Below are 12,736 nucleotides of genomic sequence, written 5' to 3'. Positions count from 1 at the left end.
GCGCATGAGTTCTCGTGCCCTGCCAACGCATCGCGCGCGCCTGGCGATGCTGACCGCGACCGTGCTGCTGGTCGCTGCGGCCTGCAGCGACAAGAAGGAAGCCGAAGCACCCAAGGCCGACGTGAGCAGTCTGCCGCCGGTGCCGCGGCCTGCCACGCCCTCCGATTCGGCCTGCCCGCGTGATGGCACCTGGCGGCCCTGTCATCTCGAGGATCGCATCAACAAGGCCGGCATGAGTGCCAAGGTGCTCGACACGCTGACCGTGCCATACTTCCCCGAGCGCGGCACGCGCTATCGCATTGGCCGCACGGCCACCATGGCCGCGTTCTACTTTGCCGACTCGATGGCGGGGGTGCAGGCGTCGCGCGGCCTCGATCGGTTTCGGCTGCTGCCCGAGGGCGACAGCATTGGTGCCTGGCCCGAACCACCACTCGATGTGGTACGCTCGGCCAACCTCGTGCTCGTGCTGTTTGGCGTCAACGCCACGCAATCGGAGCGGGTGCGGCTGGCCATCACCGCGGGCGCGCCGCAGTACTATCCGCCCGCCACCGACTCCGCGCCCGGCAGCATGCGCGCGCAGACGTTACCGCCGGCCCCGCCAGCGCGGTGAGTGCGGCCCGCACGTCGCCATTCGAACTTCAGCGTTTGCAGAACCTGTTGCGTGTGCGGGCGACGGCCTTCGCGGTCGCCTGCTTGGTTGCATGGAGTCCAAGAGGGCTGTCTGCGCAGGTGGCTTCCGCAGACAGCGTAGCGGTAGACAGCGTAGCGGTAGACAGCGTGACGGTCACTCACGAAGGCGGCATTGCCAAGCACTACGCGTTGCTGGCCGCCGGTGCACTGGGCGCCTCTACTTTCAATCAGGCCGCGGCCATGCCGGCCAAGTGGAAGCGCACCTGGGCCGGCTACGGCGCACGTGTGGCCGATCAGGTGGGCTTTGCGGCCAGCGAAGAACTGCTGCGTTTTGCTTTGCTGCGTGTGGTGCCTGCGCACGGACCCGCCATGCGCTGCAACGGCGCGCGCGCTGGCCGCCCATTCTGGCCGCGTGTGGGACGTGCGCTCAGTTGCGGCGTGGTGAACACGCTGGTCGTGCGTGAGACCAACGGTGCGCGTCGCCCCAATGTGCCCTTGCTCGGGGCCATTGTGGGAGCAAGCGCGCTGAGCCTGACGTGGAGGCCCGAGCGCGAGAACGCCGGCAAAGGCATGGCGTTTGTGTTCACGCGCATTGGGGTGGTGACGGGCGGCACGGCGATGAGTGGGGCGTACGGGGCGTACAACGAGTCGAGCCGCGTGACCGGTCGCGAAAACTGAAAACTCAACACTTCAACTCAAAGCTCAGAGCTTACCGACAGATCGGGCAGCTTTGAGCTTTGAGTTGAAGTATTGAGTTTGGGGTTTCGTACTCTTCCAGGCTCGGTTGCGTTACCGAGTTCGTCCGTTGTTACTGCGATCCCGCTCCAGGTACACCCGCTCCGCATCAATCTCCACACGCTCGACCGGCCACGTCACCGCCGTATCCAGCGTCACCACGCCGCGTACTGCCCGCGCGCGCAGCATCTGCCAGCCGCCATCGCGGCCGCGCAATCCCACCGGGACCGTCACGCCATCCAGCGGCTGCGTGCGCTCTACCGACTGACCGGCACTGTCCACCAGCGCCGTGCGCGTCACACTGAACTGCGCCGTCACACGGGTTCCACTGCCGCTCGGCACCAGCGCTGCCGTGTCCACCGCAAAGTCGTAAATGACTCGCTCGGCGAACCACTCGCGAACCGTCGCCCGGGCGGCGCTGTCGGGTGCGACGGCCATGAGCGCCTCCACAAACGCGGCGGCGGTGGCCGTGCCACGCGGGCCGGACTGCGTCTCAACCACATGGCGCGCCACCTGCAGCACCACGCTATCGCCGAGCAGGTGCCGCATGGCGTGCATGGCCAGTGCACCCTTGCCGTAGAACAGGCCGTCGTCGTCGATCATGGTGAGCAGGCTGCGTTCGCCCAGCCAACGCGAGCGGAAGTAGCGGTCCTCCTCATACCCCAGCATGTCGTGCACCGTGGCCTCACCCTGCGCGCGCTGCACCAGCAGTTGCTCGGCGTAGCGGGCCAGTGTTTCCACCAACAGCAGACGACCTTCCACGTCCAATGGATTGACCGCGTGCCCCCACCATTCGTGGGCCACCTCATGTCCGATGCGGCGCAGCAGCAAGTCCACCGCGCCTTCGCGTGCATCGCTCAGCATGCCGCGGGTTTCGGTGAGGTAAATGCTACCCGGCATGGCATAGGCACCAAATCGCCACTGCGAGGAGACTTCAATCACACGCAGCGCATCATGCGGGTAGGCGCCAAAGTCCTGCACGAGTTGCGCCAGCGACTTGGTGCTCACCGCCAGCAGCCGCGCGGCGGGCGCGGCGTGCCGCGGATTGTGCCACACCTCCACGGGCACCGCACCATGGGCCGTCTGCACGGTATCGCGCAGTGCGGCGTAACGCCCGCTGGTAATGACAAAGGCCGGTGTGCCGAGGCCCTGGCGCTGGTAGGTGAATGTGCGACGCCCCGGAGGCGCGGTGGGTGTGCGGTCGCCTGCAGCACGCGGCGCTACAAGCAAGCCGGGCCCCTGCGCCTCCTGATCATCGTCGGTGTGAATGGTGACCGTGGCCGAGTACCAGGCGGGCGATTGTCCATGCTGCGCAACCACCGCCGAGAGTGAGTCGATGTGTGATGCCGGCTGCAGCAGCAGCGTATCGCTGAGCACTGGCAGACCCTGCGCCACCCGTTCCACACTATCGCGCAGCACGCGGCCCCGCATGAAGCCAAAGCGCGGCAGGAACTCCGTCGAGTGCAGATAGGTGCCGTTGGCCGCAATGTCGATGGGGTTGCCGTTGGCGCGAATGCCACCGCCATCGAGCTGCACGTTGAGCGGCAGCATCACACTGCTGTCTGGCTGCAGCGGCTGTGCCAGCGCCAGTGTGTACACGTGCTGTGCGCTGTCGGCGGCAATCAGCGTGAACTGCGGCGGCAGATTGTCCCAGGTGACCCGCGCAACACTCGTGGGAAACGTGACGTACAGCGTGTCAATCGCCTGCGCCGTGGTGTTGGTGAGTCGCGCCGCGCCCGTGATGGTGGCCCGGGCGGCGCGGGGCTCGAGATCCACGATGAGCTCAACATGCGAAACCGACGGCTGTGCCACGCCCATCAAGTGCGCGTACCGGCGCTCGTAGTCCACGCGGCGGGCAAGCGCCTGGCGCGACGACGTGTAGGGCTGTTGCACGGTGGTCACCCACGCCATGCCCGCCACGGTTCCGGCAAACAGCAGTGCCACCAGAGCAAGTGCGCGCCGTCCGTTGTGCCCCAGTCCTTGCTGCAGCAACACTGGCGCGCGGCGCAGTCGCGCAACGAGTGGTAGCGCTTCACCACGTGGCCAGAGGCCGGCCGCGAGCATCAGCCACAGCATGCCGCCAAGTAGCCAGGTGGCTTGGAAGGCCAGCCAGCTCGTGAGACCGGGGCCGTAGCCGCTCAGGTCCGACCACTTGATGGCCGGTGCGGCACCAAAGCGCCAGAGCGGATGCTCGGCGCCAAGCGCAGCGCCCTGCGCGCTGAAAATGAGCAGCACCAGTCCGGCCAGCATGGCCAGCCAGCGCTGACCAATGAGCACCTGCAGCGCGGCGGCCATGGCCGTCGTGATGGCCAGTGGCAGCAGCGAGACCAGCATGTGCGCGATCAGCACATCCCACTCGATGGGCAGGCCGCCAACTACCACATGCAGTGCAACCGTGGTGCCGTACCCCGTCACGGTGAGCAACAGCGGCACCATGAAAAGGGCCAGCAGCTTGCCGGCGAGCAGCGCGGTGCTGGCAGCCGGCGTGGCGTCGCGGATGCCGGCAAAGTGCAGCACGCGCTCACGGCCAAACACTTCCACGGCGAAGTACAGCACACAGAGGGCACCCAGCAGTTCGAGCGCCTGCGGCACCGCATCGGCCAGTTGCGAGGTCGTGGCCAGCACGCGCGTGCCGTACTCACCGCTGCGCAATTGTCCGTCGGCTTCGATGGCAATGACCACCACCCACACCACCAGCAGCAACAGTAGCGGCCAGCTGCGCAGCAGCACACGCGACTCGAGTGCCGCCACACCGCGCGCCTTGTGCCACCACGACACGATTCCCTGTGTGTGGGGCACTACGGTGGGTACGGCGCGGTTTGCCTGCGCGACGGGATCTGCGTTGGAAGCGCTACGAGAGCTTCGCGTCCACCACGCAGTCAGTATGCTGCGCCGTCCCGTGCCGCGTGCGATCCGCTCATCCAGCCACAGCAGCGGCGCCGCACACAGTGCACCGAGGCCAAGCACCATGAGTCGGTTCTGCAGCATGCGTCCGCTCATCTGCAGCACATACCCGCTGCGCTCTGTCGGCGGCAGATAGCGTGTCTGCTCAAAGAACGCCGACAGCCCAAACGGGTCGAGCAATGCCACACGCGCCAGCAGTTCGGGCGTGGAAGGACGTGTGCCGGCCATGAGCGGACTGTCCACCATGAGCGCGGTGACCAGATATCCGGCATAGATGCACACCGCACCCACGAAGGTGGCCAGCGTGCTGCGCGTGGCGGCGGCCACGGCAAAGAGCAGCGCCGTGCACCAGAGCGCATTGGGCAGTACCAGCCACACAAAGGCCCGTGCATACGGCGCCACGTCGAAGGCCACCAACCGGTCGGTGCGCACCGATAACACAGCGGGGAACGCGGCCAGCAACGCTGTGCAGAAGAGCAGCACCGCAAGCAGCAGGCTCAGGACCACCACAAAGCGCACGGCCAGCAGCAGTCCGCGTGATACGGGCTGCACATCAATGAGCCCGCGCATGCCGTGCTCGTCGTCACGCAGGGCCGCGTGCACACACAGCAGCGGCAGCGCAAACACACTCATCAGCGACAGCAGCGCCAGGCTTTCGGTGACAATGAAGGCCCCGTTCACCGCATCGGCACGCGGGCCAAAGCCCGTGGCCACCAGCGCAAAGGGAATGAACGCCAGACAGAGCAGCGTGGCCAGAAAGGTGAGCCGCACGGCCTGATAGCGCAGTTCGAAACCCGCCAGTCCCGCAAGGCGTGTCATGTGGTGCTGGCCTCGGCCAGCGCATGAAAGTACACGTCTTCCAGTGTGGGCTCACTGGGCTCGGCAGACTCGTTGGCAATGCCGGATGACGCCTGCTCCGCCAGCAGGCGCACCCTTGCACGCCCGGCGTGCAGTGTGCGCGAGAGTTCACGCATTGACGGCGGCAGAACAAAGGTCTCGTGTCGCGGCAGCGTGCGCGCAAACACGCGGCCCTGCAGTTCGCGCACCAGTTCATCGGGCACACCTTCGCGCACCACCTGGCCCTGCACCACAATGGCCATGCGCGCGCAGAGCTGACGCACGTCTTCCACGATGTGTGTGGACAGTAGCACCACCACCTGCTCGCCCACTTCGCTGAGCAAGTTGTAGAAGCGTGTGCGCTCCATGGGGTCGAGACCCGCCGTGGGTTCGTCCACAATCAGCAATTGCGGCGCGCCCAGCAGGGCCTGCGCAATGCCGAAGCGCTGCCGCATGCCGCCCGAGTAGCCACTCACCGCACGCTTTCGGTGTTCCCACAGGTTGACCTGCTGCAGCAGCGCGTCCACCTGCGCGCGCCGCTCACCCTTGTGCACGAGCCCCTTGAGCAGCGCGAGATGGTCGAGCAGCACCTGCGCCGACACACCCGGATACACGCCAAAGTCCTGCGGCAGGTAGCCCAGACGGGCGCGATGCGCGGTGACATCGGCAAAGATGTCCTGCCCGTCGAAGGTGATCTGTCCCGCGTCCATGGGTTGCAGCGTGGCAATGGTGCGCATGAGCGAGGACTTGCCGGCACCGTTGGGGCCCAGCAGCCCGTAGAGGCCGGCGGGAATGTCCAGTGAGATGCCACGCAGTGCCCGCACGCCGTTGGGGTAAGTGCGTGATACCTGACGCAGGCGGAGCCGAGCGGGGGCCGAGTGGAGTGTGGTCATGGGTGGGGGAGGGGTCATGACCTCACCACGCCCGGCTTCGGCATGAAGTTTCGAAACAGCATTGGTGAATGCAGCGTACAGTCTGGACTTAATACTATAGTCCCGGAGAGGCCCGTGTTGGCACCTGCCGATCTCGAATTCTTTGCCGTGGTGGCGCGCACGCCCTCGCTGGCTGCCGCGGCGCGTGCGCTGGATGTCACGCCGTCCGCCGTCACCCAGCGGCTGCAGGATCTCGAGCGCCGGGTGGGCGTGCGATTGCTGGAGCGACGGGGGCGACGTCCCACGCTCACCGCCGAGGGTGAGCTGCTGATGAGTGAAGGCGAGAAGATCGGCGGGTTGCTCGCGGCCCTGCACGAACAACTGGCGTCACGTCGCGGTGAGGTGGCGGGTCCGCTGCGTGTGCTGGCGCCATTCGGCTTTGGTCGGCATCACATCGCGCCGCTGGTTGCACAGTTTCAGCGTGTGCATCCGCAGGTCACGGTGGAGCTCACGCTGAGTGACCGGTTGGCGCGTGTGCCCGACACCGCCTGGGACGTGGCCATTCACATTGGTGATGAACCCACGCATGGATTGCGCGCCGAGCGTCTTGCGCCCAACGGGCGGGTGTGCTGCGCGGCGCCGGATTTGCTGGCGCGTGTGGGCGTACCATTGCAGCCCGACGCCCTGCGCGACCTGCCCTGTCTGGCGCTGCGCGAGAACGACGAGGACGTGACGCTGTGGCGTTTTCGGGACGAGGCGGGCCGCACGCGGCAGGTGCGCGTGTCACCGCTGCTGGCAAGCAACGATGGCGACGTGGTACGCGACTGGGCGTTGGCCGGTCTTGGGGTGATGGTGCGCAGCCGCTGGTCGGTGGCGGATGACCTGCGCGAGGGGCGACTGGTGGCCGTGCTGCCGGCGTGGAGTTTGCCGGATGCCGATGTGGTGGCGTACACGGGCGGTCGCCGGGGGCGATCGGCACGCGCGACGGCGTTTGTGCGGTTCTTGAGAGAGGAGTTGCGGGGGGCTCGGTGAGGCGGCGAAGACCCCGGGATTCTACGGAGTTGACCGGCACAATGCCGATAGGTTTGCTTGGGATTGCGGTGTTTGAAACTCATTCTCAACCGGTACCATGCCTCTCCGCCCCTTTCTCACGCGTTGCGCTGCCCCAAGTCTGGCCTTCGCGTTGCTGTCCGTCCCGGCTTACCCTCGCCTTGCTGCGGCGCAGGGCGCACGGCCCCAGATCCCGAGCGACTCCACGTCGCGCCGCATTCGCGGCGATACCGTGCGCCTGCCTGGCGTTTCGGTGATGGGTAGCGTCGACCGGCTGGCCCGCTTCGCCGGATCGGCCGACCGGGTTGACGCAGCGCAGCTCAAGGCGAGCCGGGTGTTCACCACCAACGAGGCGCTGCGCAAGGTTCCAGGGCTCGTGGTGAGGGACGAGGAAGGTTTTGGTTTGCGCCCCAACATCGGTGTGCGCGGGCTCAATCCCACGCGGTCCACCAAGGTGCTGCTGCTCGAGGACGGCATTCCGTTCACCATCGCGCCTTACGGTGACAACGCTGCCTACTATCATCCGCCCATCGAGCGCATGGAGTCCATCGAGGTGCTCAAGGGCGCCGGGCAGATTCTCTATGGTCCGCACACCGTGGGCGGCGTGATCAACTATCTCACACCGTCCATTCCCCGCAGTCCCCAGGGCGGCGTCGCCTTGAGTGGCGGCACGCGCGCGTTCACCAGCCTGCACGCCAAGGCCGGGGGCACGTTTGGCGAGGCCGGTGGCACGGGGCTGCTGGCCGACTATATCCGCCGCAGCGGAGACGGGGCCCGGGCCAACACCTCGTCCGAAGTGGACGACGTGTCACTCAAGCTGCTCGTGCCACTCAGCCCGACACAGCAGCTCAGTCTTCGCGGTAATGCCTATCGCGAACGCTCCACGGTGACGTACTCCGGCCTCACGGAAGCGGAGTACGCGGCGGACCCGCGGCAGAACCCGTTCGTGAACGATGGCTTCGATATCACACGAATTGGCGGCGCGCTCGCGCACCGCGTGGGGCGCAACGACCGGCGCAGTCTCACCACCACCTTGTACGCGTATCGCATCAACCGTGACTGGTGGCGTCAGAGCTCCAACTCGGCCCAGCGTCCGAATGATCGCAGCGACCCGAATTGCGGCGGCATGGCCAATCTCAGCACCACCTGCGGCGCAGAAGGTCGTCTGCGCGAATACGTGGTGGTGGGTCTTGAGCCGCGCGCGCGCTGGCAGTGGCTGCACGCGCGCGCCGTGGTGGAGCTCGACGCGGGCGCCCGCGTGCATCACGAGTCGCAGGAGCGATTGCAGGTGAACACCTCCACGCCCCGCGGGCGCAGTGTGGGCGCGACTGGCAACGTGAACGCCGGACTGGTGGAGGACAATCGACGGACCACTGAAGCCTACGCCTCCTATGCACAGCTGCGTGTGGCAACCGGCGCGCTCACCCTGAGTGGTGGCCTGCGCGGCGAGGCGCTCCGCCTCACGCGGCTCAATCGTCGTCCATCGGCCAGCGCGCCAGATGGCGTACAGGGTGTGACAACACTGGAAGCCCTCATTCCCGGCGCCGGCGCCACCTTGCGATTGCGCGAGGGACTGACGGCGTTCGCGGGCATCCATCGCGGATTCGCCCCGCCGCGCCCGGAGGACATCATCAGCAACGCGACCGGCGGCGTGGTGGAACTGGGCGCGGAATTGAGCTGGAACAGCGAAGCGGGGCTGCGCTGGATTCCGGCTCGTCCTTACCGAATTGAAGCGACAGTGTTCAACCTCGACTTCAGCAACCAGATCGTGCCCGCCAGTGTGGCGGGCGGCACTGGTGCCACACTGACCAGCGCCGGTCGTACGCTGCATCGCGGCGCCGAGCTGTCGCTGCGTGCGGAGTCGCTGCGCGAGTTTGCGGGCATCACGCCGTTCACCGAGTTGGCCGGCGCGTGGACGCCCGTGGCGCGCTTCGAAGGTACGCGCTTCGCCTACATCGGGACTGGCGGCAGCGATGTCGTGGGCAAGGTGTACGGCGAGCAGAACGGCGGCGGTACGCGCAGCCGGGTGTCGGTCACGGGCAACCGGTTGCCGTATGCGCCCGAGTACACGCTCACCACCACGCTTGGTGCGCGCCATCGCTCCGGCGCCGACCTGCGGGTGGAGCTGGTGGCCATCAGCGAGCAGTTCGGCGACGCGGCCAATACGCGCGTGCTGGTGGCCGACGGGCAGCAGGGCACACTCGCAGGCAATGCGCTGTGGAACGTGACCGCCAATCTGCCGGTGCCGGCCACGTCACTCACCGCCTGGGTTTCGGTGAAGAACCTCACCGACCGCACGGTGGTGGTGGACCGCACACGTGGATTGCTGCCCGGACTGCCGCGTCTGGTGCAGGTGGGGCTGTCGCACGGTTGGTGAAGGCCGCGAGACGGGGGCGTGAGGGGCGTGAGCGCGAGGGTGATGTTTGGGCGTGCAGCAGCAAAGACCTACGACCCGGAACCTGAACTCAAAACTCGGAACTGATCAGTTTCGAGTTCTGGGTTCAGGTTCCGAGTTCTGAGTACGCAAATGTCCCTGTGTTGTGCTGCCTGGCTTACCGCCTTCCCGGCGCCGCCTGCTGGGTCTCCAGCGCCGCCCCCAGCGCCTCGGCCGTCCAGCTGATCGCATTCGTATAGAAGTCACCGAGCTTGCCCGCGTCCACGCCCATGCCCGTGGCAATCTCCGTGGCGTTCTCGAACAACCCCAGCTCGTACGACTCCGCGAAGTTGATGGCGTCGGCGTAGGGTCCGCTGCGGTCGAGCAGCGCCTGATTGGCGTCTTCGCTGAGCACCACGCGCTCGAGGATTTCGTGCAGCGGCATGCGGAACACCGCGTCGAGTAGCGAGAACAGTCCCACGAGGAACAGCGTGCCGGCGTCGCGTCCGCGGCCCGCGAGCTGCTCGCAGAGCCGTCCGCGTTCGACGGCCTGACGCACCAGCTCCTGGTCCACGCCGTTCTTGCTCTTGCGGGCGGCGGCCACGGCCACGGCCAGCCAGCGCAGGAAGGCATTGCGTCCAATGAGACGCAGTGCTTGTCCGATGCTCTCCACGCCGCGTCCGCCGAGTGCGGCGCTGTTGACGAGGCGGAGCAGTTGGAAGGTGAGCACGGGGTCGGTGGCGATGACGTCCTCGAGCTGACGGTCGCTCACGTCATTGTTGCGCGCGAGGCCCATGAGGCGCATGGCGGCCACGGTGCTCTGCGGCATGTCGGCCGCGGGCAGCGGTTCGGGGCGCGAGAAGAACGTGCCCTGGAAGCCGTCGAAGCCGCGTTCGAGGGTGGCCTCGTATTGATTGAGGTCTTCGACGTTGCCGGCAATGAGGCGCGGCGCGGGGGCACCGGTGGCCGATACCGCGGCCATGATGCGATCGCAGATGGCGTTGATGGTGGCCGGGTCGCCGCTGCGCGCGTCCACGCGCACCCAGCTCATGTGCGGCAGCAGCGCTTCAACGGCCGAAGGGGTGGCGCCCACACTGTCGAGAGCCACGTGACCACCGCCGGCGCGCAGGCGCGCGATGGCTTCCACCACCTCGGCGTCGGGCGTGAGCGAGGGCGGCAGCATGACGATGGCCGACCCCGGCTCGGCCACCAGGAACGCGTCGCCCACGAGCTGCTCGCGGCTGGCGGCCACGAAGGCCGGCAGGCGATTGCGGACGAGGTCGAAATTGCCCGACAGAAAGCTCTGCGCGAACGTATTGCGGCCGTCGTCGGTGTCGTTGAACCGGATTTCGTATCCGATGAGCGAACCGGTGCTGCCGAAGACGGGCTGACGAACGAGACAGAAGTCGGACATGGATCGGGCAGGAGCGGGATGCAAGGGGTGGCGCGGACGTCGCGCCTTCTGCGACTTTCAGACGATCCACGGCCCACTCTGGGCACGAGGCGCGGCCGGCGGCGGCGGCGCCCTGGTGCTTGGGGGCCCCGAACAAGCCCGAACCCCCTGTCATGAGCCTTTCGACCCTCGACGGAACCTTGCACCGCGGCTGCGGTGGCCGCTACGCCCTGCAGCAGGAAGCGGTGACCATGCGGCTGAGCGGGATGGCGGCCGAGGTGACGCGCGAGTTCTTCCGCTGTGAGAAGTGCGGGCACGAGCAGCGCACGATCGAGCAGCGCGATGCGGCGGAGAAGGCGGCCACGGAGCAGATCCGGGCGGCGCACGACCTGCTGGCGCCCAAGGCCATCCGGCAGCTGCGCGAGTCCCTGGGCCTGACGGTGGCGCAGTGGGCCGAGCTGATCTACGGCACGCCCAAGGGGATCGTGGAGGGCTGGGAGAAGGGCAAGTACCTGCAGAACCGCGAGGCGGACGCGATGATCCGGAGCCTGGCGGACCGGGCGACGCTGGAGAGCCGGGCGGCGAAGGCGGGGGTGACGTTGCCGGTGGTGGAGGGGGCTCAGCCCGCGGTGGCGGCGGGTGAGGTCGGGGCTGTTGAAGCGGCGGGGGCTGGGTCTGGGTCTGGGTCGGAGCCGGCGTCGGCGTAGGGGCGGTGGTTGGGGCCAGTTCGTGTGGGTCGTTCTCGCGGTCGGCCGGTGGTTGGTGGGGTGGTCTGGGTCGTCTCGGCGCGCCGTCACGTTATACAGCGATAACCGCGGTAGAACGCGGTCTGGCGGTTTCTGTGATTTGGGCCGTAGGTTCTCCATGGATGGCGTGATTGTGTGCGGCGGGCTCGCGAAAGAGGAGGATGGCTTGCTCCCGAATCGATCTCTCAAGAGGGCGCGGCGCGCCGGTCTTGCGAAGTCCAGTTTGCGTCAGATCAACTTTGTGGAGTCACTGGTATGATCCCAGACGGGTGGGTGTGGAACCAGGCAGAACTGGAGCTAAATCACGTCCTCAACGAGGGGCTTGTTTCCTTAGTTGCATTTGACCTGGACGGCTTTCCACGAGCAGTCGGAAGTGGTTTTTTTGTTAGCGCGCAGATCCAGTCGGCTGTGGTATGCACGGCTGCACATGTTCTACGCGAGGTCGAGCGATTGCAGCAACCTAGACGCGCAGTACATCCGACTACTCCGACGGAGTTTAGGACTCCACGCCAGCGAATCGAGCTAGCCAAGGAGAAGCTTCGGGTCCTATGTATACGATCATCTCAAGTAGAGATGGCACCCGTCTCTTGGTGCATTTTGGATGACCCTTCAGACCTCGCCTTCCTCGGAGTAGAACCTCAGGGCAGCGAGGATCGATTCAAGTTCGATCGAGAACTACGTTTTGTGAGCCGCCGCCTTTCTGTCGGTGATCAGGTCGCAGTCCTTGGATACAACGCAATGAGCACAGCGCCTGCTTCTGTAGCCAAAGGTGCTACCAAAGGATTTCAACTCGCGCGCGAACTAGTTCTGAGGCTAGGCTCCGTCACTGCACTTCATGAGGACGGTCACATTCTCTGTAGAGATGCGTGTTTCGAGACTTCAATACCGGTTTCGTCTGGAATGAGCGGTTCTCCCGTCGTTCTATACGCGAATGACGGTGAGCCAATTGAAGTGGTCGGTGTCGTTTGCTCAGGGCCAGAGCCTGAAGATGCAGGAACACTTGATCGGAGGATTTCAGGTTGTTCGATTGTCGCTTGCCTAAGACCAGAGATAACGTCAATGGACGGGAAGCAAGTTTCGGCGCAGTTCTTGTTGAAATCGGCCGAGCTGGTACAGCGAGCTGAGGATGAGTCAGATGATCCCTAGCGGACCGCTGCTGCCGAAAAGACGGTCTAACAGGGTGCTGAAAAAGTCG

General features: G+C 66.2%; 9 protein-coding genes. 6 read left to right on the top strand and 3 right to left on the bottom strand.

Annotation, left to right across the window (positions count from 1 at the left end; genetic code table 11):
* Positions 1-4 precede the first annotated feature (4 nt).
* Positions 5-610 (top strand): hypothetical protein, encoded by a 606-nt coding sequence (locus tag B2747_RS05685; RefSeq protein WP_291157717.1) that lies wholly within the window; start codon positions 5-7, stop codon positions 608-610.
* Positions 611-777: 167 nt separating this feature from the next.
* Entirely contained in the window at positions 778-1,308 is a 531-nt protein-coding gene (locus B2747_RS05680) for a hypothetical protein (protein ID WP_291157714.1), read from the top strand.
* Between the two features lie 111 nt (positions 1,309-1,419).
* On the opposite strand, the gene B2747_RS05675 is transcribed toward B2747_RS05680, so the two are convergent.
* Both B2747_RS05675 and B2747_RS05670 read right to left on the bottom strand, forming a co-directional pair.
* On the bottom strand, positions 1,420-5,088 hold the full coding sequence (locus B2747_RS05675) for a hypothetical protein (protein ID WP_291157711.1): 3,669 nt from the start codon (positions 5,086-5,088) through the stop codon (positions 1,420-1,422).
* Entirely contained in the window at positions 5,085-5,999 is a 915-nt protein-coding gene (locus tag B2747_RS05670; RefSeq protein WP_291157708.1) for an ABC transporter ATP-binding protein, read from the bottom strand. The genes B2747_RS05675 and B2747_RS05670 overlap by 4 nt, the downstream gene beginning before the upstream one ends.
* Before the next feature lie 114 nt (positions 6,000-6,113).
* Between B2747_RS05670 and B2747_RS05665 the strand changes: the two genes are divergently transcribed.
* Positions 6,114-7,010: a LysR family transcriptional regulator gene (locus tag B2747_RS05665; RefSeq protein WP_291157705.1), complete on the top strand. Its 897-nt coding sequence runs from the start codon at positions 6,114-6,116 to the stop codon at positions 7,008-7,010.
* 97 nt (positions 7,011-7,107) lie between these two features.
* Positions 7,108-9,405 (top strand): TonB-dependent receptor family protein, encoded by a 2,298-nt coding sequence (locus B2747_RS05660; RefSeq protein WP_291157703.1) that lies wholly within the window; start codon positions 7,108-7,110, stop codon positions 9,403-9,405.
* 175 nt (positions 9,406-9,580) lie between these two features.
* On the opposite strand, the gene B2747_RS05655 is transcribed toward B2747_RS05660, so the two are convergent.
* Positions 9,581-10,816 (bottom strand): EAL and HDOD domain-containing protein, encoded by a 1,236-nt coding sequence (locus B2747_RS05655; RefSeq protein ID WP_291157701.1) that lies wholly within the window; start codon positions 10,814-10,816, stop codon positions 9,581-9,583.
* A 152-nt stretch (positions 10,817-10,968) separates the two neighbouring features.
* Here B2747_RS05655 and B2747_RS05650 point away from each other — a divergent pair, with 152 nt between their 5' ends.
* Positions 10,969-11,502, top strand: a complete 534-nt coding sequence (locus B2747_RS05650; protein ID WP_291157698.1) for a hypothetical protein — start codon at positions 10,969-10,971, stop codon at positions 11,500-11,502.
* A gap of 294 nt (positions 11,503-11,796) precedes the next feature.
* Positions 11,797-12,687, top strand: a complete 891-nt coding sequence (locus B2747_RS20225; RefSeq protein WP_414652181.1) for a S1 family peptidase — start codon at positions 11,797-11,799, stop codon at positions 12,685-12,687.
* Positions 12,688-12,736: the final 49 nt, after the last annotated feature.

Origin of the sequence: Gemmatimonas sp. UBA7669 (assembly GCF_002483225.1) — a bacterium.
GTDB lineage: Bacteria > Gemmatimonadota > Gemmatimonadetes > Gemmatimonadales > Gemmatimonadaceae > Gemmatimonas.
Note: the sequence above shows the minus strand (reverse complement) of the source record. Positions and strands in the feature narration are given on the sequence as shown.

Coding starts and splice junctions, on each gene's coding strand:
- B2747_RS05685 (WP_291157717.1), top strand. CDS start 5: ATGAGTTCTCGTGCCCTGCCAACGCATCGCGCGCGCCTGGCGATGCTG.
- B2747_RS05675 (WP_291157711.1), bottom strand. CDS start 5,088: ATGACACGCCTTGCGGGACTGGCGGGTTTCGAACTGCGCTATCAGGCC.
- B2747_RS05670 (WP_291157708.1), bottom strand. CDS start 5,999: ATGACCACACTCCACTCGGCCCCCGCTCGGCTCCGCCTGCGTCAGGTA.
- B2747_RS05660 (WP_291157703.1), top strand. CDS start 7,108: ATGCCTCTCCGCCCCTTTCTCACGCGTTGCGCTGCCCCAAGTCTGGCC.
- B2747_RS05655 (WP_291157701.1), bottom strand. CDS start 10,816: ATGTCCGACTTCTGTCTCGTTCGTCAGCCCGTCTTCGGCAGCACCGGT.
- B2747_RS05650 (WP_291157698.1), top strand. CDS start 10,969: ATGAGCCTTTCGACCCTCGACGGAACCTTGCACCGCGGCTGCGGTGGC.
- B2747_RS20225 (WP_414652181.1), top strand. CDS start 11,797: ATGATCCCAGACGGGTGGGTGTGGAACCAGGCAGAACTGGAGCTAAAT.